Here is a 26,457-nt window from a genome sequence, read left to right as displayed (position 1 = left end):
TGCTCCCGGGGAGGAATGGACCATGGTGACGCTCCTTTCGAGTTAAGGGTGAGGGTCGGACTTGGGGGTTTTCCGCAGGCTCAGCAGGAAGAGAAGGGCAAAGACCAGGCACAGGCCGCCCCAGATCTGTAAGTCGGCGAAGATGCCGTGGCAGGTGAGGCCCACCACCCCGGCCACAGCGTAGAGGATCAGGCAGAAGATGGTGCCGCCCCGGCTCTTCCGGGCGGCGATGGCCACGATCCCGGCGATGAGCATGAAGATGGCCACCAGGAGACCGGCGCCGCCGCTGGTGCCTCCCTGCCCTTCCAGGGCGTCCCCCAGGGAGGCGGCGCAGGACTGGAAGAGGATCAGGGCGGTGAGGACGATGCTGACAATGCCGATGATGAGTTTTGCGGTTTTCATGGGATTCCTCCTTTTCATAAGTAGACAGACAGAGATATTGTAGCCCACAGGGGAGAGAAAGTGGGATGCTGGGAGCATCATAAGGGGCTATCCCAGCAGGGGCAGGTCCAGCTCGGCCAGCCGTTCGTTCACCGCCCAGAGGGTGGGGAGCTTCTGGTTCAGGGCCAGCATGATGGCAGCGTCCCGCAGGCGGCGGGGATACAGGGGGCTGTACTCCGCCCAGACCAGGGCCTGGTTGGTCTCCCGGATGGAGAAGCCGCCGCCGATGCACAGGCAGAGGATCTTGTCCCGGCTGGGCTTCTTCCGTCCGTTCAGGATCTGGTAGCCGTAGTGGACCTCCAGGCCGCTTTTGGCCAGGGCCTGGCTGCGGGAACAGTGCTTCTCCTCCAGCTTTTTCAGATAGTACCCGGCAAAGCTCTGGGGGGTTCCTGCGCTTCCGGCGTGGATGGCCGGGAGCTGAGGGAAGGGGGTTTGCAGCAGGACCTGGGTGAGATCGCCGGTGGTGAGGTCAGGCATGGGATGTCCTCCTTTCTCCATGATGCTGGGAACATCATAAAAGAAAAAAGCGGCTGAAATTCCCCCAATCTGGGGGAATTTCAGCCGCCGCTTCGGTTGAGGGGGGCTTCTCCGGCTTCTTCCAGCCATTGGTTCACGGTGTCCACGGAGGTGATCCTCCGGTTCAGGGCGATGATGAGCAGGGCGTCCCGCCGGTGCTTGGGGTAGAGGACGGGCATCTCGTAGAGGGAGAGGGCCCGCTGGGTCTCCTTCAAGGTCAGCCCCATGGCGATAAAGAGCCGGAGGAGCTGATCCCGGTCGGCGGTGCGCCGCTCGCCGGAGAGGAGCTTATAGCCGGACTTCCGGGGCAGGTCGGCCTTTTGGAAGAGGGCCTGCCGGGTGCAGCACACGGAGAGCGGGAAGATCTACGTGCGCAAGGACCTGACGCTATATGACCGGTCGGTGTTTCAGTATTTGCAGGACCAGGCCCCAAGGGGCATCCCCCGCATCCAGGAGCTGGTGGAGGCGGACGGGACCCTGGTTGTCATTGAGGAGTACGTCTCCGGCCGGACGTTGGCGGAGTGCCTGAAGGAGGACGGTCCCTTTTCTCCCCGTCGAGCGGCAGACTGCCTCTGCCAGCTGTGCGAGATCCTGGGGCCCCTGCATCACCGCACCCCACCCATCGTCCACCGGGATTTGAAGCCCTCCAACCTGATCCTCACCGGGGAGGACCGGGTGGTGCTGGTGGACTTTAACGTGGCCAAGGAGAGCAGGGAGGACCGGAAGAAGGACACCCACCTGCTGGGCACGGCGGGGTACGCCGCCCCGGAGCAGTACGGCTTTTCTGCCTCTACCCCGGCGGCAGACCTGTACGCGTTGGGGGTCCTGCTGCAAACCATGCTCACCGGCAAGGAACCGGGGGAGGCGGGGGACACCGGACCCTTCGCTCCGGTGATCGCCCGGTGCACCCAGATGGACCCCCGCAACCGGTACCCTTCTGTGGAGGCCCTGGCCAGGGCGGTGAGACGGGTTTTGGGGGATCCCCCGTCCCGCAGGAAACCATCCTGGCTGCCGCCGGGGTTTCGAGGGAAAGAACCCGCCCTCTGGGTGGTGGCGGGGCTGGGGTACGCCCTGGCGGTCTTTCTCAGTCTGACCTTACAGGTGGAACATGCCTGGGGGGCGTTCCTGTGGGCCAACCGCCTGTGCTGCCTGGCCCTGCTGCTGTTGGAGACTCTGTGGCTGGGGAACTACCGGGGCATCTGGCGGAAGCTGCCTCTGACCCGCAGCCCGGTGCTGTGGGTCCGGCTGGCCGGGGCCCTGCTCTGGGGCTTTGTGCTTATGGTCGCCCTCTTTGCGGTGCTGGTGGGGGTGGAACCCCTTTTGAGATGAGAAAAACCGGAACCTGTTGGTTCCGGTTTTTTTGGTGCAGAGAAAGAAAAAACCCAGACAAACTTCGTTTGTCTGGGCGATGGAGCGAGTGACGAGGCTCGAACTCGCTACCTCCACCTTGGCAAGGTGGCGCTCTACCAGATGAGCTACACTCGCATCGGCAAGGAATATACTATCACGTCCCCGCCGGAAAGTCAAGGGGTATGTTAGGATTTTTTAAAAAATTTTTTGAGCCCTTGTGAAAAGGGGGGCGGTCAGCCCTGTTTGGGGGTCCCCCAGGTCAGGAGAATTTCCGCCAGCCGTTCCTGTCCCTGGTCGGGGTAGAGGTTCACCTGGACGGACTTCAGGGGGGGCAGGGCCCTGACCTGCTGGGCGTAGGCGTCCAGCACGGCCTGCCGGAGGGACTCGGTGCTGTCGTTCTTGGTGAAGTAGCTGATGCGGAAGAGGACCTGGGTGGGTTTGCTGGGCAGGAGGGTGATGAGCTCCCGCTCCACCGCGGTGCTGCCGGTGACCGAGATCACCTGGGAGAGGAGCTGGGGATTCTTGTTGTAGGCGATGGAGACGCTCACCTGGTAGTAGGCAGAGGTCTGGGAGACGTCGTACTTGATGTAGTCCACGGCGTAGGTGCCCAGGGGGTCCTCCTGGGTGACCTCCAGGCAGGCGCTGTCCACGTCGCTGGCGGCGGAGCCGGTGAGGCTGATGTACTGGTAGAGGCGGATGATCCCCCGTTCCTCTCCCTGCTCCACCAGGTGGAGGATGGCGCTCACCAGGCCCTGGTAGGTGTCGGCCCGGAGGATGGCGTCGTTTTCCGCCTCGTCGGAGAACTGGGTGTGGGGGACCACCGAGGTGTAGCTGCGCTCCAGCATGGAGCAGCCGGACAGGAGAAGGAGGGCCAGGGTGAGCAGGGCCAGAGAGAGCGGTTTCATAGAGGGAACTCCTTTCCTGTGGGGATGGTCAGAGCAGGGAGAGCTGGGTATCGCCCTGGTCTTCTGCCTTCAGCAGGGCGCCGGCAGCGGGGAGGCTCCGGGCCCGGTAGCGGGACTGGTTGACCACGGGGGTCTGGTCCAGGAAGGCGGCGCGGTCGGCCTTGTGGTTTTTCTTCAGGGTCATCACCTGGACGCCCTGGGTGCTGCGGGTGGTTTTCAGGGGGACCAGCTGGGAGGAGAAGCAGAGGGCCCGGCCCTCGGTGGAGGTGAAGAGGATCTCTTCCTCCTGGCCCTCCTTCAAAAAGAGAACGGCCACCAGGGGGCTCTTATCGGAATAGGCCCCGGTGAGCTTTTTCCGCTTGGTGACGGTCTGATAGGCCGCCAGAGGGACCCGGGCCACCTTGCCGTTGGCGAAGAAGAAGAGCAGGTGGCCGGTGTAGTCTCCCGGGAGGCAGGCCCAGAAGAGGCTCTCCCCTTCGTCCATTTCCAGCCGGGCGGGGAGGTAGTCTCCCAGCACGCTGGCCTTGGTGTCGTCGAAGGTGTTGGCCCAGGTCTTGTAGCACTGCTGCTGGTCGGTGAAGAGGAGGAGCTCCGCTGCGCTGGTGGTCTCCCAGTGGAAGGCAGGGCCGTCTCCCTCCTTGTATTTCTGTTCCCCGGACATCCGCAGGGACTGGGGGGTGATCTTCTTAAAGTACCCTTCCCGGGAGAGAAAGAGGTGGACGGGGTAGGAGGGAACGTCCTCCTGGGGCAGGGTCTCTTCCGCCAGCTGGTCCTGAGAGAGGATCTCCGTGCGGCGGGGGACTCCGTAGGCCTTTTTTACCCCTTCCAGCTGCTTGATGATCTCCCGCCGGATGCGGGCAGGCTTCTGGATGAGGTCGGTGAGGTCTGCGATGTCCTTTTCCAGCTGCTCGATCTCCCCCGTGCGCTTTAAGATGTACTCCTTGTTGATGTTCCGCAGGCGGATGTCCGCCACGTAGTCCGCTTGGGGGCGGTCCAGGCCGAAGCCCTCCATGAGGTTGGGCACCACCATGGCATCCAGCTCGGTGTTGCGGATGATGGCGATGGCCTTGTCGATGTCCAGCAGGATGGCGGCCAGGCCCCGGAGCAGGTGGAGCTTTTCGGTTTTCTGGTCCAGGGTGTACTGGGCCGAGCGGCGGACGCAGTCGGTGCGCCAGGCGGTCCAGTGGTCCAGGATCTCCCCCACCCCCATGACCTTGGGCATGCCGTTAATGAGGATGTTGAAGTTGCAGGCGAAGGAGTCCTGGAGGGGGGTGGCCCGGAAGAGCTTCTGCATGAGCTTGTCCGGGTCGGTTCCCCGTTTCAGGTCGATGGCCAGTTTCAGGCCGGACAGGTCGGTCTCGTCCCGCATGTCGGCGATCTCCCGGATCTTCCCGGCCTTGATGAGTTCTGCCACCTTATCCAGAATGGCCTCGGCGGTGGTGGTATAGGGGATCTCATAGATCTCAATGAGGTTTTCGCTTTTCACATACCGCCACTTGGCCCGGACCTTGAAGGAGCCCCGGCCGGTGCGGTAGATGGCCTCCATCTCCTTCCGGTCGTAGAGGAGCAGGCCCCCGGTGGGGAAGTCCGGGGCTTTCAGACAGTCCAGCAGATCCCGCTGGGGGTCCTTGATCCGGGCGATGGCAGCGTCACAGACCTCGGAGAGGTTGAAACCGCACAGGTTGGAGGCCATGCCCACGGCGATACCCATGTTGGCGGAGACCAGGATGTTGGGGAAGGAGGTGGGCAGGAGCAGGGGCTCGGTGAGGGTGCCGTCGTAGTTGGGGACAAAGTCCACCACGTTCTTGTCGATGTCCCGGAAGAGCTCCTGGCAGATGCCGTCCAGCTTGACCTCGGTGTACCGGGAGGCGGCGTAGGCCATGTCCCGGGAGTAGACCTTACCGAAGTTGCCTTTGGAGTCCACGGGAGGGTGGAGCAGGGCGCCGTAGCCCCTGGAGAGGCGGACCATGGTCTCGTAGATGGCGCTGTCCCCGTGGGGGTTGAGCTTCATGGTGGCGCCCACCACGTTGGCGGACTTGGTCCGCCCGCCGGAGAGGAGCTTCATCTGATACATGGTGTACAGGAGCTTCCGGTGGGAGGGCTTGAAGCCGTCGATCTCCGGGATGGCCCGGGAGATGATGACGCTCATGGCGTAGGGCATATAGTTGAGTTCCAGGGTGTCGGTGATGGGCTGCTCCAGGACCTGGGCGTGCAGGCCCATGACGCCCTCCGGTGTGGTCCGTTTTTTTCCCGGGTCATAGGATTTCTTCTTGGCCATAACGTTACGTACCTCTTGTTTGGTGTGGGGTTATAGTTTCCCGTGGCATTTGGGGCAATGGGTGGCGGTGGGAGGGAGGGTGATGAGCTGCTTGCCGCAGTGGGGGCAGCGGCCCAGCAGGGCTATGCACAGCAGGCCTACGGCGACAAACCCGATCCCCAGCCAGATCTTGGTGAGGACGATGAACACGAAGCCGCAGACCATGATGGTGCAGCCGGTTTTTCTCGCTTGCTTGTTGTCCATATAGAGACTCCTTTTCTCCGGGCCTTCAGGAGATGTCTGCCAGGTCCAGGTATTTGTATCCGTTTTCGGCGATGTGGTCCTTTCTGCCCTGGGCGTTTTCCCCCAGCAGCAGGTCAAAGACCTGGGCGGTGGCCTCTGCGTCGGTGGGCATCACCCGGATGAGCCGGCGGGTCTCGGGGTTCATGGTGGTCATCCACATCATCTCCGGGTCGTTTTCGCCCAGACCCTTGGAGCGCTGGATGGTGGGCTTTTTGCCCTCCAGTTTGGTGAGGATCTCGGCTTTTTCCTTCTCGGTGTAGGCAAACCAGGTCTTGCCCCCGGCGGAGATCTCGTACAGGGGGGACTCGGCGATGTAGACGCAGCCCTTTTCAATGAGGGTGGGGGTGAGCCGCCAGAGCATGGTGAGGATGAGGGTGCGGATCTGGTAACCGTCCACGTCGGCGTCGGTGCAGATGACGATCTTATTCCAGCGGAGGTTGTCCAGGTTAAAGAGGGAGAGGTCTTTGTTGTGCTTGTCGGTGACCTCCACCCCGCAGCCTACGACTTTCAGCAGGTCGGTGATGATCTCGCTCTTGAAGATCTTGCCGTAGTCGGCCTTGAGGCAGTTGAGGATTTTGCCCCGGACGGGCATGATGCCCTGGAACTCTGCGTCCCGGCCCAGCTTCACCGAGCCCAGAGCGGAGTCACCCTCTACGATGTAGAGCTCCCGGCGGGAGACGTCCTTGGTGCGGCAGTCCACGAACTTCTGCACCCGGTTGGCGATGTCCACCGCCCCGGCCAGACTCTTGCTCTTGATGGAGAGCCGGGCCTTTTCTCCGGCCTCCCGGCTGCGCTTGCTCACCAGGATCTGCCGGGCGGCCTCCTCAGCGGCCTGGGGGTTTTCCAGGAGGAAGATTTGCAGGTGCTCCCGAAGGAACTCGGTCATACCCTCCTGGATAAAGCGGTTGTTCACCGCCTTTTTGGTCTGGTTCTCGTAGGAAGTCTGGGTGGAGAAGTTGTTGGAGACGAAGATGAGGGTCTCCTGTACGTCAGGCCAGGTGATCTTGGCCTCGTTCTTGTTGTACTTTCCGTTCTGCTTGAGCCAGCCGTCCATGGCCGAGAGGAAGGCAGAACGCATGGCCTTTTCCGGCGCGCCGCCGTGCTCCAGCCAGGAGGAGTTGTGGTAGTGCTCGATCACGTGGGCCCCGCCGCAGAAGCAGAAGGCGCAGGAGAGCTTGACCTTGTACTTAGGCTTATCCGCCCGGTCCCGGCCCATCCGCTCCCCGGTCCAGAACTGGATGGGGGTGTGGGGGTGCTCTCCGGCCAGCTCTGCGGCGTAGTCGGCGATGCCGTTCTCGTAGGAAAAGACGGTCTCTTCAAAGCCCTTGTCCCCCTGGTTGCGGAAGCGGAAGACCAGGCCGGCGTTCACCACCGCCTGGCGGTGGAGCACGTCGGTGAAGAAGTCGGTGGGGATGTCGGTGCTGGTAAAGACCTCCAGGTCGGGCAGCCAGGTGATGCAGGTGCCGTTCTTTTTCCGGTCGGCGGGAGAGACCTTCATCTCCCCCACCAGGCTGCCTTTTTCAAAGTGGAGGTCGTAGCGTTTGCCGTCCCGGCGGACGGTCACGTCCATGAACCGGGAGGCGTACTGGGTGGCGCAGGCGCCCAGGCCGTTGAGGCCCAGGGAATACTCATAGTTTTCTCCGGTGAGGTTGTCGTACTTGCCGCCGGCGTAGAGCTCGCAGAAGACCAGCTCCCAGTTGAACTTGCCCACGGTCTCGTTCCAGTCCACGGGGCAGCCCCGGCCAAAGTCCTCCACCTGGATGCGTCCGTCCCGGAAGCGGGTGACGATGATCTCGGCGCCGTAGCCTTCCCGGGCCTCGTCGATGGCGTTGGAGAGGATCTCAAACACGGCGTGTTCGCAGCCCTCCAGACCGTCGGAGCCGAAGATGACCCCGGGCCGTTTCCGGACCCGGTCGGCGCCTTCCAGCATGGAGATGGACTGGTTGCCGTATTCCTTTTTCTTGTTTGCCATGGAGGATTCTCCTTGTGTTTACAAAGGGCATACCGCCCCAGAATAGAACATTGTTTACCTTTAATCATAATCCAAGCGGACAGGGGGTGTCAAGTGGGGGAAGGGGTCGAACCCTGGGGGGTGAGAAAAGGAGGGGAGGGCGAACCGGGAGGGGAAGGGCCCCTTGGGGGAGGAAATTTCGCTTCCTGCTTGCAATCGAGGAAAAATTGCAGTATCTTTTTTATAAGTATATGGTTCCGGCGGGAAGCCGCCGGAGCAAGGAGAGGAGGAATGGATCGTTGGCCTACGGATCCATGAAAATGTGTTTCCAGTGCGCTACCTGCAGCATGGTGTCCACCTGTCTGTTTCGCGCGCTGAAGTTTTTGTCCACCCGGGACAGCCGCATCCGGGCCGAGGCCCAGAACTGGCCCCGGGGCAAGACCCTGCGGTTGGAGATCCCCGGCGCCAAGGGATTTACCATTACCGGGTCCAAGGACGGCTTCCGCAAACTCCATCAGGATGCCCCCGGGGATGTGACCATCCGGTTTAAGAGCCCGTCGGACGCCTTCCGGGTGTTCACCGGGCAGATCAGCGTGGCCCAGGCCTACGCCCAGCACCGCTTTGTGTTACGGGGCGATATGGGCCTGGCCATGCCCTTCGTCCGATGCGTAGACCTGGCGGAGGCCTATCTGTTCCCGGCGTGCCTGGCCAGGCGAATCTTAAAACGTCTGCCTGCAAAACAAATCTCTACCCTCCGCGTGTACGCGGCGGTGCTGTTTGGGAGGTAATCTGTCATGTCTGCCTATTATGAGTTTAAACTGCCCTCCAAGATCCTCTCCGGGGAGGGGGCTTTGGAACATATCCCCCATGAGCTCCACACTTTGGGGGCCAGCCGCCCTCTGCTGCTCAGCGACCCCGGCCTGGAGCAGGTGGGGACCGTGACCATCGTCAAGGAAGCCTTCCACCAGGGAGGGATGGAACCGGCAGAGGTCTTTTGCCAGATCCCTCCGGACTCCTCCATTGAGGTGGTCAACCGCATCGCCGCCCTGTACCGGGAGACCGGCTGCGACAGCCTCATTGCCGTGGGCGGCGGCTCCGTGATCGACACCGCCAAGGGGGTAGGCATGGTGCTGGCCCAGGCGGGCAGCGACCTGCTGGACTCCGCCGGGTGCGAGGTGCTCCCCCGGGGAGACCATGTGCCCTTTGTGGCCGTGCCCACCACCGCCGGTACCGGCAGCGAGGCCACGCTGGTGGCCGTGGTGGCCAACCCTGCCATCCAGGTGAAGATGGAGTTTCTCAGTTATCACCTGCTGCCCGACGTGGCCGTGCTGGACCCCCGGATGACCGAGACCCTGCCCCCTCGGATCACCGCCTCCACCGGGGTTTGACGCCCTGGTCCACGCCATTGAGGCCGCCACCTGCCTCCAGCGCAACCCGGTGAGCGACTCCTTTGCAGAAAAGGCCATCACCCAGATCTGCCAGGCTCTGCCTGTGGTGGTGAAGGAAGGGAAGAACCGGAAGGCCCGTCTGGTGATGGCCAACGGCAGTCTCCTGGCAGGGGCAGCCTTCTCCAACTCCATGGTGGGCCTGGTCCATGCCATCGGCCACGCCCTGGGCGGGGTATGCCGCCTGGCCCATGGGGACGCCATGACCATTCTTCTCCCGGCGGTGATGAAGTACAACCTGGAAACCTGCCGGGAGCGGTACGGGGAACTGCTGCTGTATGTAGCCGGTCCCGAGGTGTACGCCCGGACCCCCGCCGACCAGCGGGCCCAGAAGACCATTGACACCCTGGTGGCCCTTCGCCGCCGCCTGGCGGAGCAGACCGGCCTGCCCCTCACCCTGTCCCAGACCGGGAAGGTGAAGCGGGAGGACTTCCCCGCCGTGGCCCGGACGGCCATGAACGACGGGGCTATCATCGTAAACCCCGCCGAAGCAGATTACGACGAGATCATCGGCATCCTTGAGGAGGTGTGGGCATGAGTTACACAGCACAGGTTACGAAGATCGAAGAGACGGTAGCCCGCCAGCGGGCCTATTTCCAGACCGGCGCCACCCGGCCGGTGGCCGTACGGATGGCGGCTCTGTGCCGCCTGAAAGAGGAGATGAAAGCCCGGGAGAAGATCCTTCTGGACGCCCTGAAGGCCGACCTGCATAAGTCTCATTTTGAGGGGTACATGTGCGAGCTGGGCCTGAGCATGGACGAGCTGGGCTATCTCATCAAAAAGACCCCCCAGTGGGCCCGTCCCCGGCGGCGCCCCACCCCCCTGGCCCAGTTCGCCGCCAAGAGCTACGAGCTGCCCGAGCCTTACGGGGTGGTGCTGGTGATGTCCCCCTGGAACTATCCCTACCTGCTGAGCCTGGACCCCCTGTTTGGGGCGGTTGCGGCGGGCAACTGCGTGGTGCTGAAACCCAGCGCCTACGCCCCCAACACCAGCCACGCCATGGCAGAGCTCATTGCGGCGGTGTTTGACCCGGACTGGGTGACCGTTATTGAAGGCGGCCGGGAGCAGAACTCCGCCCTGCTGGAGCAGCGGTTTGACTACATTTTCTTCACCGGCAGCGTGGACGTGGGCAAGATGGTCATGGAGAAGGCCAGCCGGAACCTGACCCCCGTGACTCTGGAGCTGGGAGGCAAGAGCCCGGTCATCGTGGACAAGACCGCCAACATTCCCCTCACCGCCAAGCGGCTGGCTTTTGGCAAGATCTTAAACGCCGGTCAGACCTGCGTGGCCCCGGACTACTGTCTGGTGGAGCGGTCCGTGCGGGACCAGCTGGTGGCGGAGCTGAAGAAGCAGTTCACCCGGATGATGGGCCAGCATCCCATGGAAAACGAGAACTTTGTCCGGATCATCAACCGGAAACACTACAACCGCCTGCAAGGGCTGCTGGAAGGGGAGGACATCCTCTTTGGCGGCGGCCACCGGGACGACCCCGGCTCGGACAGCGGCTGGATCGCCCCCACCCTGGTGGCGGACACCCTGGACGCCACCTCCAAGCCCATGGGAGAGGAGATCTTTGGGCCCATCCTGCCCATCATCCCCTACGACCGTCTGGATGAGGCCATTCGGTTTATGAACCGTCGGGAGAAGCCCCTGGCCCTCTATCTCTTCACCCGGTGCAAGAAGGTGGAGGAGCGGGTCATGAATCACTGCTCCTTCGGCGGCGGCTGCGTCAACGACACCATCATCCACCTGGCCACCCATCATATGGGCTTTGGCGGCGTGGGCTACAGCGGCATGGGAAGCTACCACGGCAAGAAGAGCTTTGATACCTTCTCCCACATCCGCTCCATCGTGAACAAGGCCAACTGGATCGATCTGCCCATGCGCTACCATCCCTATAAAAAGGTCAACGAGAAACTCATCCGTATGTTCCTGAAATAAGAAACGGGGCGAAGCCGCAGTGCAGCCATGCCACACCCCCTATTTTCTTGAGAAAGGAATGGCTTTTTTGTGATATGTCCTTATTGTAAAAAGGAAATGCGTTTCGGTTATATCCAGAGTTCGCGGATGCTGGTGTGGGATAAGGAAAAATTGTCTGGCGTAATCCTCCCATCCAATGGCGGAATCAAGTTAACCCCAAGATTTTCTAAAACATATGCAATCAAAGCGCACTTCTGTGAAACCTGTAATATCCTGTTGTCAACGCTGAATGAGTGACCCTGTCTTTGCTATGCAAAGGGGGAGGAGCAGGTCATGAACCACTGCTTCTTCGGCGGCTGCGTCAACGACCATCCCCCACCTGGTTACCCACGTATGTTTTTGAACTAAGAAACAGGGCGAAGCCGCATTGGCTTCGCCCTGTTTTCTGGTTAGAGAGCGGTGTTCTCTCCAGGTTCCCCGGCGCAGGGGAGGGTGCGGGGTAGCACAGAGACCTCCTCCGGGGGAATCCCCAGCAGCAGCTGAATCCCGGCACAGGCCAGCACATGGAAGGGAGCGGTGTGCCCCTCCCGGGGCAGGAGGATCTCCTGGCAGTCCAGACAGTCCCCTTCCAGGGTGACCACCTCCCGCTGGAGGGCCAGGCCGATGGTGTTGTCCCCCAGGGTGGAGAGGGTGAGAGAATCCCGGGGGGAGTTGCCGTAACTCACCGCCCAGCGGGCGGGGATGTTCCCCGCCAGGGGGGACAGCCGGCCGGGCACCAGCAGGGCCTGGCAGGCGGTGGGATACACGCGTTTTTCCCGTAAGTCCGGGGAGATCACCAGAAGGTCCGCCGGAACGTCATCGGGCAGGTCCGCGGCGGGGACCAGGGTGATCTGGGGGCGGAGGGAGTCGGGAAGGCAGTCCTTCAGGAAAGAGGACAGACCCGCTCCGCTCTCAACGATTCCAATGGTATACATAGGGCTCTCCTCACTTTCGTTCCTTTAGTATGGGAAAAGAAGGCGGATTTTATACCCCGCCGGGGAGAAGACCAGGCAGGTCCTTGACTTTTTCCCCAATCAGTCATACAATGAACTTCGACTGAAATAAAATGGGATTTGCCCGCCTCGCCGGGAAGAAACCCCGGGGAGCGGGAAGCAAACTCCAGTGGAACCCTCCGGCCCTGCGCCGGGTTTATGATCGTGACACAGTATTGACAATATCACCGATAAAGGAAGAGATGTATGGCAAAGGACAATAAGAAAAAAGTCGAGCAGATCACCGACATGGAGGTGGATTTTGCCCAGTGGTACACCGACGTGTGCAAGAAGGCAGAGCTCATTGACTACTCCTCCGTCAAGGGTATGTTCATCTATCGTCCCTATGGCTACGCCATCTGGGAAAACATCCAGGCTGCTCTGGACAAGAAGTTCAAGGAAACCGGGCATGAGAACGTCTACCTGCCTATGCTGATCCCCGAGTCCCTGCTCCAGAAGGAGAAGGACCACGTGGAGGGCTTCGCCCCCGAGTGTGCCTGGGTGACCTACGGCGGCAGCGATCCTCTGGAAGAGCGGTACTGCATCCGCCCCACCTCTGAGACCCTGTTCTGCGAGCACTATAAGAACGTCATCCAGTCCCACCGGGACCTGCCCAAGCTGTATAACCAGTGGTGCTCCGTGCTCCGCTGGGAAAAGACCTCCCGCCCCTTCCTGCGCCACCGGGAGTTCCTGTGGCAGGAGGGCCACACCATGCACGCCACCGCTGAGGAGGCCCGGGCAGAGACCCAGCAGATGCTGAATATTTATGCGGACTTCCTGGAAAACGTCCTGGCCATGCCTGTGGTGAAGGGCCAGAAGACCGAGAAAGAGAAGTTCAACGGCGCGGAGGAGACCTACACCGTGGAGTGCATGATGCACGACCGCAAGGCCCTCCAGTCTGGTACCAGCCACTACTTCGGCGACGGCTTTGCCAAAGCCTTTGACATCACCTTCACCGGTAAGGACAACACCCTCCATTATCCCCATCAGACTTCCTGGGGTGTGTCCACCCGTATGATCGGCGGCATCATCATGACCCACGGCGACAACAACGGTCTGGTGCTGCCCCCCCGCATCGCTCCCATCCAGGCCATGGTGATCCCCGTGGCCCAGCATAAGGAGGGCGTGCTGGACGCTGCCGCCGCTCTGCTGGACCGTCTGTGCCAGGCTGGCATCCGGGCCAAGATGGACGCCTCCGAGCAGTCCATGGGCTGGAAGGCCGCTGAGTACGAGATGAAGGGCATCCCTCTGCGCATCGAGATCGGCCCCAAGGACATGGAGAAAAACCGGTGCGTCTTTGTCCGTCGTGACAGCGGCGAGAAGATCTTCGTCAGCCTGGAGAACCTGGAAGAGACCGCTATGGCTATGCTGGACTCCATCCACGAGGGCCTGTATCAGCGGGCCAAGAAGAACCTGGAAGATCACATCTTCGAGGCACACTCCCTGGAAGAGGCCAAGCAGCTCCAGGCCGAGCACGGCGGGTTCATCAAGACCATGTGGTGCGGCGAGCTGGAATGTGAAATGAAGATGAAGGAAGAGGCCGGGATGACCTCCCGCTGCATCCCCTTCGCCCAGGAGCATTTGGGAGACACCTGTCCCATCTGCGGCCGGGCCGCTAAAAAAATGATCTACTGGGGCGTGGCCTACTAAGGCTGTCGCTCCCGGATCAAAGAGAGAGAGAAAGTGGAAGCCGCCGGGGCTGTGCCCCGGCGGCTTCCGAGATTTTTCAGGCGGGCTGCGCCGTATTTATTCTTCTGCACTTGGCTTTTCTTCGTTATAAATTTCCATTATCATTTTTGCGCCCAACCGAAATCCTTGCACAAAGAAGTCTGCATGCTCCATAGGGAGCAGATCATATTGGTCGTCGATAATCTGGTTAAACATTTTGAGCTGGTAGGGTTGCAGGCTTTTGGTAAAGCTTTTATATCGAGCAATGCGCTCTTGGCTGCGGCGAAGATATTCTTCTTTCGTGGATTGATACTGTTCTGCGGGAGAAATTTCACCGTAATAGAGATCGTATAAAATAGATCGCATATGGTCATTCCTTTCGCTTGACATTCACTAAATGTCATATTTCTAAAAGTATAGCATATAATGAAAAAAATAACAATGAGAAATGGCAGCGAAAGGTTGAAGCCCATTATGTACAAAAACAAGACCCCGGAGGGGAAGAACAACCTGTGCGGCCGTAAGGTCAGGGAATTTCGCCGGGCGCTGCCGGGCAGCCCCTCCCAGAGAGAACTGGCGGACCTGCTTCAGATCGCCAACCTGGACCTGGACAAGAATGCAGTCCAGCGGATCGAGAGCGGGCAGCGTTTTGTAACGGACATTGAGCTCAAAGCCATTGCCGGTGTGCTGGGGGTCAGCTATCAGCAGCTGCTGGATGAATAGACGCTATATATTCCGGCCTCCCAGGGGGCCGTTTTTTATGGAAAAAGGGAAGCAAAAAAGACTGCCGAATCGGCAGTCTTTTTTGCTGCATATAAGGGATTACAGGACCTTGGACAGGAAGGACTTGGTGCGCTCCTCCTGGGGGTTGCCAAAGATCTCTGCGGGGGTGTTTTCCTCCACGATCTTTCCGTCGGCCATGAACAGGACCCGGTCGCCCACCTCACGGGCAAAGCCCATCTCGTGGGTGACCACCACCATGGTCATGCCGTCCTTGGCCAGTTCCTTCATTACGTCCAGCACCTCGCCCACCATTTCCGGGTCCAGGGCGGAGGTGGGCTCGTCAAAGAGCATAACCTTGGGCTGCATGGCCAGGGCGCGGACAATGGCGATTCTCTGCTTCTGGCCGCCGGAGAGCTGGGCGGGGTAGGCCTTGGCCTTGTCGGACAGTTCCACCCGCTTGAGCAGGGTGATAGCCACTTCGTCAGCCTCGGCCTGCTTCATGAGGCCGGTCTGCACGGGGGCCAGGGTGATGTTCTTCTGGATGGTCATGTTGGGGAAGAGGTTAAAGTGCTGGAACACCATGCCCATCTGGCGGCGGATCTCATCGATCTTCACCTTGGGGTCGGTGATGTTGGTGCCGTTAAAGGTGATGGTCCCCTTGGTGGGGGTCTCCAGCAGGTTGAGGCACCGGAGGAAGGTGGATTTGCCGGAGCCGGAGGGCCCGATCACCACGACCTTTTCCCCGGGGTAGATGTGCTGGTCGATGTCGTCCAGCACCAGGTGGTCTCCGAAGGATTTGGAGAGATGTTTAACGTCGATCACTTTGACGCAGCCTCCTTTCCAGTTTGCCCAGCAGCCAGGACAGGATCATCACCAGCACCAGGTAGATGAGGGCCACGCCCAGCAGGGGGAACATCTGCTCATACGTCCGGTTGTAGATGCCCTGGGCGGCGTAGAGGAGCTCCTTGCCGCCGATGACGGTGATGAGAGAGGTGTCCTTCAGCAGGACGATGAATTCGTTGCCCAGGGCGGGGAGGATGGCCTTCACCGCCTGAGGGATCACGATAAAGCGCATGGTGGTGGAGTAGTTGAGGCCCAGAGACTGGCCGGCCTCCATCTGGCCCTTGTCCACGGACATGAGGCCGCCGCGGATGATCTCCGAGACGTAGGCGCCGGAGTTGAGGCCCAGGGTCAGGGTACCGATCATGGTAAAGCTCCGGCTGCTGGCGAAGATGACGAAGCTCATGATGAGCAACTGGACCATCATAGGGGTACCGCGGATGACGGTGACGTAGACTTTACAGATAAGGTTGAGGATGAACAGGATGGGGTTTTTGTGGCCGGGGCGCTGCTGGTCGTGAGACGTACGGATCAGAGCCACCAGCAGACCCAGGATGAGGCCCAGGATCAGGGCCATGGCGGTGACGAACAGGGTGGTCTTCACGCCGTTGAGGTACTGGGTCCAGCGGTCGGCCTCGATAAAGGCCTGGTAGAATTTCACGAAGAAGGATTGCCAGAAGGTCAGGTCTCCGCCAGAGACCGCAATGGCTTTCCACGTGGTATACAGTTCTGCCATGGGGGCGATCACCTCTCTCTTTCTATGGTGGAAGTTAAGATAACAAAAGGGCGGCTGCTGCGCCGCCCTTTTGCGGGAATCCGAAGATTACTCAGCTTCGGCAGGGATGTACTTGTCGATGATGCTCTGCACGGTGCCGTCCTCGATGAGATCCTTCAGAGCCTTGTTCACAGCGTCCTTCAGGGCGGTGTTGTTCTTAGCGAAACCGATGGCATAGTCCTCGGTGACATACTCGATATCCAGGATCTTCAGGCCGGGGTTCTTTTCCACGAAAGCCTTGGCGGGAGCGTTGTCGATGACAACAGCGTCCACCTGGCCGTTCATGAGGGCCTGGACAGCAGCGATGCCGTCGTCATAAGCCACCACGTGGTCCTCGCCGAAGCCGCCGTTCTCGGTGGTGGCGGAGCAGTAGATGTAGCCGGTGGTGCCGCGCTGGGTGCCGATCTTCTGGGCGTTGGCCAGGTCGGCAGCGGAGGCAATGGGGGAGTCTTCCTTCACGATGATGGACTGCACGCCGGTGGCATAGGTGTCGGAGAAGTCCATGACCAGCTGACGGTCCTCGTTGATAGTGACGCCAGCCATGACCATGTCGCTCTTGCCGTCCTGAGTGGCCTTCAGAGCAGCGTCAAAGTCCATGTCGTCGATCTGGAGCTCCAGGCCCAGCTTCTTGGCGATGGCTTCTGCAATCTCGGCGTCGATGCCGATGATCTTGCCGCTGTCGTCGGTCATCTCATAGGGAGGGAAGGCAGCGTTGGTGGACATGGTGAGCTTGCCGGCCACCACGGTCTTCAGCTCGGTGGTGGCGGAGCTGTCGTCTTTGTTGTCGGTGGTGGGGGCGGGGGCCTTGGAGCCGCCGCAGCCGGCCAGAGCCAGCACGGACAGCAGCATGGCAGCTGCCATCACGATAGAAAAGATCTTTTTCATTCTGCAACCTCTTTTCATTTTTTGAGAGATGGGACGTCCCATCTCAAGACCAGATGTATTATACACTTCATGCAAAAAAGATGCAAGGGTTTCTGCAAAAAAATCCACGATATTCAGCGAAGTGTAGGAAAAGGGCAGTACGGCCGTCGCCGTACTGCCCATAATATCCAAAAGGAATATTCAATTCAAATGAATAATGAATGGAATATCGTCGAAAAGAAAGGATTACTGGAAGTTGGCCTTTCTCTTTTCCAGGAAGGCGCCCAGACCCTCTTCGCCATTTGCATGCATACGGGCAGCGGCCTGAGCTTCGGTTTCCTCAGCCAGCAGGGTGTCCAGGTCGGTTTCCAGAGCCTTGTTCATGAGAGCCTTAGAGCTGCTGTAGCAGTTCAGGGGGCCCTTGGCGATCTTGGTGGCCAGCTTCATAGCCTCGTCCATCAGCTGATCTTTGGGATAGACATGGTTGCACAGTCCCAGTTCCTTCATCTCGGGGGCCTTGACCTGGCGCTGGGTCATCATGAGTTCTTTTGCCATGTGCATACCGCAAGCGCGAGGCAGCATCCAATGTCCAGCGCAGTCAGGAATGAGGCCAACTGCGCCAAAGGCAACCATAAAGAAAGCATCATCGGACACCAGAGCAATGTCGCCAGCCATCAGCAGGGAGGTGCCAGCACCGGCAATCGCACCATGAGCAGCGGTGATAACGGGCTTGGCGAAGTTCATCATCTTCTTCATGAAGATGCCGGCGATATTGTAGAAGTCGAAGACAGCCTCGGAGTTATCCAGTCCTTTCATCTCGGCGATGTCGCCACCAGCGCAGAAAGCACGGCCTTCGGCGTTGACAATGACAACGCGGACATTGCTGTCAGATTCAGCGGCGTCAAAAGCGGTGGTGAGATCTACAAAGATCTGCTTGTTCATTGCGTTCAGGGCCTTGGTGCGGTTCATGCTGATGATGGCCACGTTGCCTTCTACGCGATACAGTACGGTTTCCAGTTCCATAGTAGATAGTCTCCTTTGTTATAATTCTGATAAAAATACACGATATGTATGGGAAAACCCCATGTTAATACAGCCTGATTATAGCATATGACAACAGGAATGAAAAGGGAAATTGCTAAAAAATTTGGCGGGAACCCCGTTCTGGTTTCTTTACTTCAGAGCGGACAGAACGGCGTCGGCTTCCGCCATCACACGGGCGATAACCTCCTGCACCGTTGGGATGTCGTGGATGCGTCCCACCACCTCGCCGCAGGGGAATACACCCCCCTCAGTGTCGCCGCTGTCGTAGCAAGCCTTCTGCCGCTTGCCGCTGACGTAGGGGAATATTTTTTCTATGGTGGGGTTCTCTTCCTTTTCCAGTTCGGCCACCTGCAAGGTGGTTTCGTTTTTCAGATTTCGGTGGGGGAAATGGATGGATCGCTGGACCACTATGGTGGAGAGCTCGTTGCTTTCCAGCATTTTCTCTTTGAAGTTGGGGTGGATCCCACATTCCTGGGTGGCCATGAACCGTGTGCCCAGCACCACGCCCTGGGCGCCCAGCGCCCGCATGGCGGCCAATCCCCGGCCATCGCACACGCCGCCGCCGCCGATGACGGGAATGTCTACTTCGTCCACTACGGCGGGGATCAGAACCATAGAGGTTACATCGTCATTGCCCGGTGCGCCGCCGCACTCAAAGCCCACCACGGAAACCACATCAACTCCGGCCGCAGCGGCCTTTTTGGCAAAGCGGACCGCCGTGGACTTGTGAATGACCTTGATACCAGCTTCGTGGAGGACGGGGACGAACTCTTTAGGCTCACGGCCGGACAGCTCCACTACGGGGACCTTTGCCTCACAGCAGGCGTGGATGAAATCCCAGGTGGCTTCGCCTTCTACCACCTCGGGAAACATGGAAATGTTTACACAGAAGGTCTTGTCCGTCAGAGCCTTGGTGCGGGCAATGGCATCCAGAAGCTCGTCCTTTGTCTTATAGAGGGAGGCACTTATGGTGCCCAGCCCCCCGGCATTGGAAACGGCGGCAGCCAGGTCCGGGGTAGCCAGCCATTGGAAGGCACCCTGCATAATAGGGTATTGGATGTTCAGTAAATCGCATAGAGGTGAATACATGACAAGTTCTCCTTAATTTGTAGTGATATGCTACGTAATTATAGCAAACCCGCAGGAAAAAGACAAGGCATAGACGCTGAGGCTCCGCTGGTACGGAAAGAAACAGAGATTACAAAAGAAGTGAGAAATACCGCTGCTGTTTTGTGTGATCTGTATGCCTTTCGCAAAATCCTGCAAAATGTTAACAAAATAGCAACAAAATCACGGAGGTTAATTGCTCTGAAAGGGTTTCCTTTTGCTTTAAAGTGTGCTAAGGTTACAAAAAAGCTACAGAGGGTAACATAACGGGAGCGAGATTGTAACAGATGGAACCATAAAATTTGAGGGAGGGCGGCGTGATCGCTCACGCAGATCTCTTTTTCTGCCTGGACCAGCGCCTTGCCGCGGAGCCGATCCGAATTTTACAGGCAGCAGGACTAAGGGAGGTCTTTTATGATTAAGCGAATTCTGAGTTTTGTAATGACGGCAATTATGCTGGCGGCTTTTTTTCCCGTAGCAATGGCAGCCACCACAGATCATCTGAACCAGCCGGAGGTATTCCTTAAGCAGCAGCAAAGAGGGACCTGCACCCTGGCTTCCACCGCCATGATGCTCAGAAGAACCGCTATGCTCCGGGGCGACGAAGACTGGGCAGAGATCACTGAGGCCTCCTGCCGGGAAGCCTTCTGGCTGTCCTGCCGCGGCCTTCCCTACCACTTCTCCTATGACGGTATGAACGTGAGCAAGGAAAAGCTCCCCGGCGGCGAAGCCAACCGGCAGATCCTCATCGACCTGCTGACAGAGCATCCGGAGGGGATCGTCCTGCACGCATCCTGCGTGCCCCACGGCATCCTGCTTACCGATTACACCGACGGCGTGTTCTACTGCGCTGACCCCGCCCAGGACTATCCCGAGGGCCGCATCCCTGTGGAGCAGGCCTATGGCACCCGCATTGAGAACTCCAATGGCTATTGGTATGTGGAGACCCCGGACGTGGCCGTGGAAGCGTCGGTCCCTGAGGTGGACGCAGCCCAGCAGCCCGCCCTCCCCGCTCCTGTCCACCATGAGCAGCCTGTGAAGGCCTCCCTGGCCCTGTTGCTCCCCGAGAGCGTGCAGGAGGAGACGGTGGCTGTGTTCTTCGGCCTGCCCATGCTCCAGCCCGGCCTGTGAGAAAAACCTTATAGTATAGAAAAAAGACTGCCTTTGGGCAGTCTTTTTTTGCGTTTAGAGAAGAGAGCCGGCGCCCCCGGGAGAGCGGGGGCGCCGGCCGGCAGAGGGTCTGCCAGGGGAGAGAAGTGTGCAAAGGAGAGGATGGGGGTTACTCCCAGGACAGAGTCAGGGGCTGGGAGGGCAGCAACCGGACGTCTTCTTCGCTGACGCCGGCTTTGGTCTCGTCACCGGGGAGGGAGCCGCTCTCGTTGAGGGAGGTGCGGTAGATCCCGTGGTACAGGAGCTGGCCGTCGGCGTTGTATACCATGAGTCTCAGGCCGGGGATGATGGAGGTCTGGCCGATAGCCAGGGTCTCTCCGTTCCAGACGATAACGGTATCTGCCGGGTCCAGGCCGATGCTCTCCTCCGGCAGCTGGCCGGTGAAACGGTGGGTGTAGGAGCCATCCAGGTTTTCGTCAAAGAGAAGAAAACCATCCTTCCCTCGGAACAGGAGGAAGTTGTCTCCTGCCCAGCAGCGGTAGCCTGCGTACTCGGTGAAGGTATAGCCGTCCACGGTGCGCTTCTGGGGCTTGTCGCCGGGGAGGGAGAGGGTCTGCTGGACTGCCATGGTCTCAGGGTCAAACGTGGTGCAGGTATAGGCGCCGTCCTGGTAGTCGGTGAGCAGGAGCCGCTGGTTCCCCTCATCCCAGGTCAGGTCCAGGATGGTGCCAGCAGGGTCCAGAGGGTGGACCATCCGCAGGCTGGCAAGGTCCGGGGTCCGGGTGCCGTCGGCCTGGGCGGTCAGATCCAGGCGGTAGATGCCGTAGCCGTCCTTCACCTGGGCGAAGGAGGGCAGGGACCATTCTCCTCCGGAGTCCACCGCGAAGAAGAGGCTGTTCTGGCTCACGGCGAAGGGGACATTCACCCCGTTGCAGGAGGGAGCCTTGACATCTAACTTGGTGAAGAGGCCCTTCATGTCCTTTTCTATGGTGACGGTCCACTGCGCATCCTCAGGGATGGGGAAGCGGAAGTAGTTCTGGAAGGCCTTCTGCATTGCGTTCCAGGATTCATCAGTCCACTCCACACCGGCCAGGTTCATGCGGATCTTCACAGGGTAGTAGGTCATACCGTAGTCCTGGGGGGAGATCTTCTCGGTGTAGGAACCACCCAAGGGGGTGCGGCTGCCCACGTCCTCCAGGATGGGGGCCATGACCGGATCGTTGAGGGCGTTGCCGGTGCGCAGATCCTTCAGGGTGAAGCCGGGTTCACCGCCGACGCCCATGGAGTGGGTCAGGTCGATGGTAAAGTAGTTGTCCTGGACCCAGGCGGGCAGCAGGTCGTCCTGGGGGACGTCCTTTGCGGCGGTGGCCTGGGCGGTGGTGGAAGCCAGATCACCCAAGGGGATGGTCAGATCCCACTGGAAGTTCAGGTTCCGGGCGGTCTGCCGGGCCACCAGGCCCTGGGCAGCGGAGGGATCGCCTTTCAGGGTCTTCTCGGTGACGGTGACCTGGTCCTTGTCGGTATGGACCGCCAGGGAGGCTGCCCCGATGCAGCCGAAGGCCGCAAACAGGCAGACGAAGAATAGAATCGCGAGCTTTTTCATGGGGAAAACTCCTTTCGATCTGTGAGTGCGTCCAAAGCGCGGAGCACCCGGTCGGATTCGTAGCGATAGGTGGTTTGGATAAACGACAGCAGATCGGTTCCTTTCTCCTCCATGTCCAGGGCGGACACGTCCGCCAGAAGGCGGCTCTTTTGCAGTAAGAGGGCCCGATCCAGCATGGGCAGGACCTCCTCCAGCAGGTGGGTGGAGAGCAGGAGGGTTTCGTTGGGTTCCAGAATACTGGGGAGGACCTTGTAAAAGTCCTTCCGGTTGAACAGGTCGTTTCCTGCAAAGGGTTCATCCATGAGGATGTAGTCAGCGCCCTGGCTCAGGGCCAGGATCACCTCGAACTGATTCTTCTGCCCGAAGGAGAAGGTTCCCACTGCCTTGTTCATGGGCAGCTGGAAGAAGTCCATCAGGGCGGAGAACCGCTGGTGCAGGAAAGCGGGAAAGTGTGCCTCATAAAAGATCACGTGATCTTTTGGGGTGAGGGTGGGGAAGAAGGAGTGTTCGCTGGTGGCGAAGGAGAGAAGGGTAATATTAGAAGGTCGGATGGGCTTTCCATCCAGGGTGATGGACCCGTGAAAGGAGGTGCGGCCCAGGATAGCCTTCATGAGGGTGGTCTTCCCTGCGCCGTTTTCGCCGAACAGCCCCACGATCTCGCCCCGGGGGAGGGTAAAGGAGAGGTCGGCCAGAGCCTCCGGTTTGTTTGCGTAGGACTTACTTACGTGGGATACGACCAGCATGGAGGAACGCTCCTTTCATTATAGGTAGGGGATAAAAAGGGAGAGGAAGTGGGACCAGAGTCCGTCCCAGGGGTTCCGGGGCAGGCATTGGTCGGGGATGGCGGCGGTGTAGACCCAGAAGAAGAGGGGCAGGAGCAGCCCGACGAGCAGGAGCCCCGCCAGGATGGAAAGGAGGGGAAGGGCCAGACGCCGCCGGTGGAGTTCCCAGCGGTCGGGCAGCCGGCGCATCAAATAGGTGCTCTTGCTGCCCTGCCAGAAGCGGGCGTAGTTTCTCCCTATGGTGACCAGCGCCGCTGCGAACACCAGCAGGAAGAGGAAGAACACCGGATAGCACAGCAGGAAGGAGGCTGCCGGAGAAGACTGCGTTGGAGGGGAAGAACGGCAAAATCGCCAGAACAGCCAGGGCCGGGAAGGCCAGGCTTTGGCCTCCGCAGAGCTTTTTTCGGGTGGCGCAGGCGGCGGTGATCCCCAGCCCCGCAGCCAGAACCAGGTTACGCAGCCAGTAGAGGCCGTCCTCCAGGGGGAACACGCTGTGGAAGAAGGGGATGCGCCAGGAGAGCAGGAAGATCCCCTGGGCCTGGTGCCCTGCGGCGGCCTGGGCCAGCCCCACCAGGACCAGACCCTGCACCGCCAGCAAAAGGAGAAAGACCAGGGTGTTGTACCCGCTCTGCCAGAGCAGGAAGCTGCGGGGGGAGAGGGGCAGCCGGTCCAGGGTGTACCGGGGGTGGCTGGTCACCCGCAGCCCGGCGGGCCGCTGGAGAAAGAGGGACAGGACCACGAAGCAGCCAATGAACACCAGGGCCAGAGGGGTCTGGGCCCTTAGCATCCAGTCTGCCGGGTCCCCGCTTTCCGGCCGGAGGGCCAGGAAAAGCCCTGCCTGGAGGGCGGCCATCACGGCCATGGACAGCAGCACGGGGAGCGCGCTGAGCCGAAGCAGAAGAAACAGGAAGGAGACTTGCTGTCTCATTGGGTGTCACCATCCTTCCAGAGGATTTCCAGCAGGGAGAGGGTCTCTTCTTTGGTGACCCCCATTTGCTTCATGGCGGCGACCAGGGTTTCCGCATCGCTGCGGAGCAGCTGGCCCCGGACCTTGGTCTGGACCTCTTCGCTGACCACGATCCGGCTCTTGGCGCCGGAGTGGGACTGGATGAGGCCTTCCTCTTCCAGCATCCGGTAGGCCTTCTGCACGGTGTTGGGGTTGACCCCCAGGAGCGCAGAGACCGCCCGGCGGGACGGAAGTTCTTCGCCGTTGGCGATGGTCCCGGCGGCGATGCCCTGCTTGATGTACCGAATGATCTGTACATAAATGGGCTGCGCTCCGTCCAGGGTGAGCTGGTCAAACGACAGCATAGGTTGGGTCCCTCCTTTCCAACCGTATTGCTCGAGTGGTACGGTTCTAACTGTATTATAGAAATGACACGGTTTGCTGTCAAGACGCAAAAAGGCGCAAAGAGAAAATGGATTTTTTGTGCGATTTGCTGTAAAATTTGCCCCAAAGGGGCAAAAAATCCCCCTCCCCCGGGTTGGGGGAGGGGGAAGGGTGAGTACCGTGTCATACAGTGGCTCAGTCGAATCCCAGGCCCAGGTAGGCGTCCTGGAGGGAGCCCCACTTGGCGTGGAGGGACCGGTCATACCATTTGATCATGCCGAAGGCCTGGTTGTAGCTGCCGTGGATGCCGTCCCAGAAAGCGGGGGTGCGGACGTGGTACCGGGTGGCGTCCATTTCCTTGGCCACCACCTCTACTGCCTGGAGCATTTTGCCCGGGGAGATGAGGAGCTCTTTCATGAGCAGGCGGCGCTTCTGGACGTACTCGATGGCGGCGCAGCCCACTTCTCCGCCGATCTCGATCTTGTACAGGTCACCAAAGGCCAGGTGGCTGCCGATCTGCTGGAAGTGGATGAGCTGGTCAGAGTAGGTCAGGTGATAGGTGCCTTTCAGGTGGGCCTCCCGGATCTCGTTGTACTCCTGGGGGGAGATGGGGGTCATGGTCCCGCCGCCGGTATCGCCGGTGAGGGAGGAGGCCAGGACCTCGATCTTCCGGGTGGCGAAGCACTCCTCCATGCCGGTGGCCTCAAAGAACCGATGGAGGGAGGGGGAGGCGGGGACCAGGGTCATGGCGGTCATGCCCTTTTGCTGCAGGAAGGTGTCAGCATACTTCAGCAGCTGGCGGGCGTGGCCCTTGCCCTGCATATAGGGGTTGGTGGCCAGGGCGTAGACGTAGCCCACGGGGACGGAGGTACCGTCGGGGAACTGGAGGGTGCCGGTGAGCATGGCAGCCATAGAGTCGATCTCTCCCTCATCGTCCACCACCAGAACCTGGTCTGCCGAGCAGAACTTCTGGTAAAAGATGTCGATGTAGGTGCCGGGGTCGCCGAAGCACTTTTTCCAAAGGTCTTTCTGCTGAGGGATCTCCTCAGGGGTCGAGGGGCGAATGGTGATCATGGTGGGATTCCTCCTTTTTGCGGCGCGGGGGAAGCCGGTCAGGAGGAGGGGTTTCCCGGGTGCCGTTATGGTGCTGCGCCGGTTTCTACCGCGCAGAAGTTTACTTGGAGATAGTCGGGGTAGTAGGAGAGCTTGGCTTTCCGCAGGCCAGGGATGCCCATGTCATCCTCCCGGTTCAGGTAGCGGATGCCGGGATAGGTCTCCCGCACAAACTGGGCCATGGAGCGGTTCACGGCGGCGTAGTCCCCCTGGATGATGCCGCTGGCCCGCTCAAAATGGACGTCATAAACGGTGTCGGTGAGGGGAGCGCCCAGAGAGAAGGCCATGAGCTGGTCATGGCAGCGGAGGACCACCCCGCTCAGGTCCAGTTCCCGGTGGTGGTCCAGGGCCAGCAGAAGGGCGTGGTGCTCGTCGTCCAGGGAGGACAGACCCTGCACCGGCTCCCGCCGCTTGGCCTCCTGATACCACAGGTCGTTCATGGCCAGGCAGTGGGGGATGTCCTGCTGGGTGAAGGGGGTCCAGTGCCAGCCTTCGCAGCAGTCATCAAAGCGGTGGATATGGTTTCGCTTGGCGTGGAGCTTTTTCCCCGGCAGGTCGGCCAGGCGGTCCACGGAGTAGAGGTAATCGAAGTTGTCCCGGGCTTCCTCAAACTGGAAGCGGCCGGGGTAGTGATCCTCCAGCCAGTTTTTGTGGTAGAGGGTCAGGCAGATCAGACGCAGGGGCTGGCCCTGGCTGTGGGCGTCCTGGGTCAGGGCCTCCAGGGCGGGGACAGGGTCCCCCTGGCCCACGGGCCAGAGATAGGCGTGGCCCAGAGAGCTCCGGAGACGAACCAGCAGCCGGTCCCCCTGCCGGGCCAGCTGGAAGCGGTAGGCGTCCTTCCAGCAGTAGAGCACGGGGAAACTGTAGTCGCACAGGGGAAGGCCCTCCATCTGCAGCAGGGGGAGCGCCCAGGCCCGGTCTGCGGGGGTAGGGGTTTGGAATGCAATCATAGAAAAAAGGGGTTCCTCACAGGGTGATGGTTTGGATGTCGTACTGGTTGTTGCGGACGATCTCATCCAGCCGGATGTCCTCGGTGACCGAGGAGATGAGGTTATAGGCAGCGCCCTGGTGCTTGGCCCGGCCGGTGCGGCCGATGCGGTGAAGATAATACTCATTCTCGTCCGGAATGTCGTAGTTGAATACCGCTTCCACGTCGTCCACGTCGATTCCGCGGGCGGCCACGTCGGTGGCTACCAGGATTTCGAACTTCCCTTCTCGAAAGCCGGTCATGACCTGATTGCGCTGGGACTGAGGAATATCCCCGTGCAGGCAGTCCACCGATCGGCCCTGTTTATGCAGGCGATCGCAGAGCTGGCGCACCGAGGTTTTCATGTTGGCGAAGACCATGACCCGGTGATAGTCCATCTGGTCAATAATCC

The 26,457-nt window shown here is 60.2% G+C and carries 30 protein-coding genes and 1 tRNA gene; 9 read left to right on the top strand and 22 right to left on the bottom strand.

The window, feature by feature from the left end; translation table 11 throughout:
* Positions 1 to 42 precede the first annotated feature (42 nt).
* The 3 genes from SOR61_RS03615 to SOR61_RS03605 form a co-directional block, all read right to left on the bottom strand.
* Positions 43 to 402: a hypothetical protein gene (locus SOR61_RS03615; protein ID WP_320611326.1), complete on the bottom strand. Its 360-nt coding sequence runs from the start codon at positions 400 to 402 to the stop codon at positions 43 to 45.
* Positions 403 to 489: 87 nt separating this feature from the next.
* A complete protein-coding gene (locus tag SOR61_RS03610; RefSeq protein ID WP_320611325.1) occupies positions 490 to 918 on the bottom strand; it encodes a hypothetical protein in 429 nt (142 codons plus the stop codon).
* An 80-nt stretch (positions 919 to 998) separates the two neighbouring features.
* Positions 999 to 1,307 (bottom strand): hypothetical protein, encoded by a 309-nt coding sequence (locus tag SOR61_RS03605; protein WP_320611324.1) that lies wholly within the window; start codon positions 1,305 to 1,307, stop codon positions 999 to 1,001.
* Here SOR61_RS03605 and SOR61_RS03600 point away from each other — a divergent pair.
* Positions 1,297 to 2,286, top strand: coding sequence for a serine/threonine-protein kinase (locus SOR61_RS03600; RefSeq protein ID WP_320611323.1), 990 nt, complete (start codon positions 1,297 to 1,299; stop codon positions 2,284 to 2,286). The two genes, SOR61_RS03605 and SOR61_RS03600, sit on opposite strands and share 11 nt — an antisense overlap.
* 80 nt (positions 2,287 to 2,366) lie before the next feature.
* Here SOR61_RS03600 and SOR61_RS03595 read toward each other — a convergent pair.
* From SOR61_RS03595 to SOR61_RS03575, 5 genes are all read right to left on the bottom strand, one after another.
* Positions 2,367 to 2,442, bottom strand: a tRNA-Gly gene (locus SOR61_RS03595).
* A 98-nt stretch (positions 2,443 to 2,540) separates the two neighbouring features.
* Positions 2,541 to 3,212 carry a hypothetical protein gene (locus SOR61_RS03590; RefSeq protein WP_320611322.1) on the bottom strand — a complete coding sequence of 224 codons (672 nt, stop codon included), beginning with the start codon at positions 3,210 to 3,212 and terminating at the stop codon, positions 2,541 to 2,543.
* 28 nt (positions 3,213 to 3,240) lie between these two features.
* On the bottom strand, positions 3,241 to 5,490 hold the full coding sequence (locus SOR61_RS03585; protein WP_320611321.1) for a DNA topoisomerase (ATP-hydrolyzing) subunit A: 2,250 nt from the start codon (positions 5,488 to 5,490) through the stop codon (positions 3,241 to 3,243).
* A 30-nt stretch (positions 5,491 to 5,520) separates the two neighbouring features.
* Positions 5,521 to 5,733, bottom strand: coding sequence for a hypothetical protein (locus SOR61_RS03580; protein WP_320611320.1), 213 nt, complete (start codon positions 5,731 to 5,733; stop codon positions 5,521 to 5,523).
* Positions 5,734 to 5,758: 25 nt separating this feature from the next.
* Positions 5,759 to 7,744 (bottom strand): toprim domain-containing protein, encoded by a 1,986-nt coding sequence (locus SOR61_RS03575; RefSeq protein WP_320611319.1) that lies wholly within the window; start codon positions 7,742 to 7,744, stop codon positions 5,759 to 5,761.
* A 278-nt stretch (positions 7,745 to 8,022) separates the two neighbouring features.
* On the opposite strand from SOR61_RS03575, the gene SOR61_RS03570 reads away from it, so the two are divergent.
* The 5 genes from SOR61_RS03570 to SOR61_RS10225 all read left to right on the top strand — a co-directional run bounded on the left by SOR61_RS03570 (position 8,023) and on the right by SOR61_RS10225 (position 11,385).
* Entirely contained in the window at positions 8,023 to 8,511 is a 489-nt protein-coding gene (locus SOR61_RS03570; RefSeq protein ID WP_320611318.1) for an SCP2 sterol-binding domain-containing protein, read from the top strand.
* A 6-nt stretch (positions 8,512 to 8,517) separates the two neighbouring features.
* The gene (locus tag SOR61_RS03565; protein ID WP_320611317.1) at positions 8,518 to 9,111 is read left to right on the top strand and encodes an iron-containing alcohol dehydrogenase; all 594 of its coding nucleotides are present in this window, start codon (positions 8,518 to 8,520) and stop codon (positions 9,109 to 9,111) included.
* Positions 9,112 to 9,160: 49 nt separating this feature from the next.
* A complete protein-coding gene (locus SOR61_RS03560) occupies positions 9,161 to 9,706 on the top strand; it encodes an iron-containing alcohol dehydrogenase (protein ID WP_320611316.1) in 546 nt (181 codons plus the stop codon).
* Complete coding sequence (locus SOR61_RS03555) at positions 9,703 to 11,109, top strand: aldehyde dehydrogenase (protein WP_320611315.1); 1,407 nt, start codon at positions 9,703 to 9,705, stop codon at positions 11,107 to 11,109. The genes SOR61_RS03560 and SOR61_RS03555 overlap by 4 nt, the downstream gene beginning before the upstream one ends.
* A 69-nt stretch (positions 11,110 to 11,178) precedes the next feature.
* A complete protein-coding gene (locus SOR61_RS10225) occupies positions 11,179 to 11,385 on the top strand; it encodes a PF20097 family protein (RefSeq protein ID WP_407066502.1) in 207 nt (68 codons plus the stop codon).
* Positions 11,386 to 11,537: 152 nt separating this feature from the next.
* Here the strand turns inward: SOR61_RS10225 and SOR61_RS03550 are convergent, their stop codons facing one another.
* Entirely contained in the window at positions 11,538 to 12,062 is a 525-nt protein-coding gene (locus SOR61_RS03550; protein ID WP_320611314.1) for a hypothetical protein, read from the bottom strand.
* Between the two features lie 264 nt (positions 12,063 to 12,326).
* On the opposite strand from SOR61_RS03550, the gene proS reads away from it, so the two are divergent.
* On the top strand, positions 12,327 to 13,769 hold the full coding sequence (gene proS / locus SOR61_RS03545; protein ID WP_320611313.1) for a proline--tRNA ligase: 1,443 nt from the start codon (positions 12,327 to 12,329) through the stop codon (positions 13,767 to 13,769).
* Positions 13,770 to 13,865: 96 nt separating this feature from the next.
* Here the strand turns inward: proS and SOR61_RS03540 are convergent, their stop codons facing one another.
* Positions 13,866 to 14,153 carry a DUF6809 family protein gene (locus SOR61_RS03540; RefSeq protein ID WP_320611312.1) on the bottom strand — a complete coding sequence of 96 codons (288 nt, stop codon included), beginning with the start codon at positions 14,151 to 14,153 and terminating at the stop codon, positions 13,866 to 13,868.
* 108 nt (positions 14,154 to 14,261) lie between these two features.
* On the opposite strand from SOR61_RS03540, the gene SOR61_RS03535 reads away from it, so the two are divergent.
* On the top strand, positions 14,262 to 14,510 hold the full coding sequence (locus tag SOR61_RS03535) for a helix-turn-helix transcriptional regulator (RefSeq protein ID WP_320611311.1): 249 nt from the start codon (positions 14,262 to 14,264) through the stop codon (positions 14,508 to 14,510).
* Between the two features lie 99 nt (positions 14,511 to 14,609).
* Here the strand turns inward: SOR61_RS03535 and SOR61_RS03530 are convergent, their stop codons facing one another.
* The 5 genes from SOR61_RS03530 to SOR61_RS03510 form a co-directional block, all read right to left on the bottom strand.
* Entirely contained in the window at positions 14,610 to 15,332 is a 723-nt protein-coding gene (locus tag SOR61_RS03530; protein WP_320611310.1) for an amino acid ABC transporter ATP-binding protein, read from the bottom strand.
* Positions 15,319 to 16,086 (bottom strand): amino acid ABC transporter permease, encoded by a 768-nt coding sequence (locus SOR61_RS03525; protein WP_320611309.1) that lies wholly within the window; start codon positions 16,084 to 16,086, stop codon positions 15,319 to 15,321. Before SOR61_RS03525 ends, SOR61_RS03530 begins: the two co-directional genes overlap by 14 nt.
* A gap of 87 nt (positions 16,087 to 16,173) precedes the next feature.
* Positions 16,174 to 17,010 (bottom strand): transporter substrate-binding domain-containing protein, encoded by an 837-nt coding sequence (locus SOR61_RS03520; protein WP_320611308.1) that lies wholly within the window; start codon positions 17,008 to 17,010, stop codon positions 16,174 to 16,176.
* A gap of 225 nt (positions 17,011 to 17,235) precedes the next feature.
* Positions 17,236 to 18,012 carry an enoyl-CoA hydratase/isomerase family protein gene (locus tag SOR61_RS03515; RefSeq protein WP_320611307.1) on the bottom strand — a complete coding sequence of 259 codons (777 nt, stop codon included), beginning with the start codon at positions 18,010 to 18,012 and terminating at the stop codon, positions 17,236 to 17,238.
* A gap of 150 nt (positions 18,013 to 18,162) precedes the next feature.
* Positions 18,163 to 19,122, bottom strand: coding sequence for a nitronate monooxygenase (locus SOR61_RS03510; protein ID WP_320611306.1), 960 nt, complete (start codon positions 19,120 to 19,122; stop codon positions 18,163 to 18,165).
* Between the two features lie 432 nt (positions 19,123 to 19,554).
* Here SOR61_RS03510 and SOR61_RS03505 point away from each other — a divergent pair, with 432 nt between their 5' ends.
* Entirely contained in the window at positions 19,555 to 20,271 is a 717-nt protein-coding gene (locus SOR61_RS03505) for a hypothetical protein (protein WP_320611305.1), read from the top strand.
* A gap of 148 nt (positions 20,272 to 20,419) precedes the next feature.
* On the opposite strand, the gene SOR61_RS03500 is transcribed toward SOR61_RS03505, so the two are convergent.
* The 7 genes from SOR61_RS03500 to SOR61_RS03470 form a co-directional block, all read right to left on the bottom strand.
* Positions 20,420 to 21,853 carry a hypothetical protein gene (locus SOR61_RS03500; protein WP_320611304.1) on the bottom strand — a complete coding sequence of 478 codons (1,434 nt, stop codon included), beginning with the start codon at positions 21,851 to 21,853 and terminating at the stop codon, positions 20,420 to 20,422.
* Positions 21,850 to 22,596 (bottom strand): ABC transporter ATP-binding protein, encoded by a 747-nt coding sequence (locus SOR61_RS03495; RefSeq protein WP_320611303.1) that lies wholly within the window; start codon positions 22,594 to 22,596, stop codon positions 21,850 to 21,852. The genes SOR61_RS03500 and SOR61_RS03495 overlap by 4 nt, the downstream gene beginning before the upstream one ends.
* Positions 22,571 to 23,563, bottom strand: coding sequence for a hypothetical protein (locus SOR61_RS03490; RefSeq protein ID WP_320611302.1), 993 nt, complete (start codon positions 23,561 to 23,563; stop codon positions 22,571 to 22,573). The genes SOR61_RS03495 and SOR61_RS03490 overlap by 26 nt, the downstream gene beginning before the upstream one ends.
* Positions 23,560 to 23,946 carry a GntR family transcriptional regulator gene (locus SOR61_RS03485; protein ID WP_320611301.1) on the bottom strand — a complete coding sequence of 129 codons (387 nt, stop codon included), beginning with the start codon at positions 23,944 to 23,946 and terminating at the stop codon, positions 23,560 to 23,562. Before SOR61_RS03485 ends, SOR61_RS03490 begins: the two co-directional genes overlap by 4 nt.
* 214 nt (positions 23,947 to 24,160) lie before the next feature.
* Positions 24,161 to 25,039 (bottom strand): GNAT family N-acetyltransferase, encoded by an 879-nt coding sequence (locus tag SOR61_RS03480; protein WP_320611300.1) that lies wholly within the window; start codon positions 25,037 to 25,039, stop codon positions 24,161 to 24,163.
* A 65-nt stretch (positions 25,040 to 25,104) separates the two neighbouring features.
* Complete coding sequence (locus tag SOR61_RS03475) at positions 25,105 to 26,028, bottom strand: phosphatidylglycerol lysyltransferase domain-containing protein (protein ID WP_320611299.1); 924 nt, start codon at positions 26,026 to 26,028, stop codon at positions 25,105 to 25,107.
* A gap of 16 nt (positions 26,029 to 26,044) precedes the next feature.
* On the bottom strand, positions 26,045 to 26,457 hold a 413-nt coding region (locus tag SOR61_RS03470; RefSeq protein ID WP_320611298.1), incomplete at its 5' end, for a C-terminal helicase domain-containing protein.

Origin of the sequence: Evtepia sp., from assembly GCF_034090835.1 — a bacterium.
Lineage (GTDB): Bacteria > Bacillota > Clostridia > Oscillospirales > Oscillospiraceae > Evtepia.
Note: the sequence above shows the minus strand (reverse complement) of the source record. Positions and strands in the feature narration are given on the sequence as shown.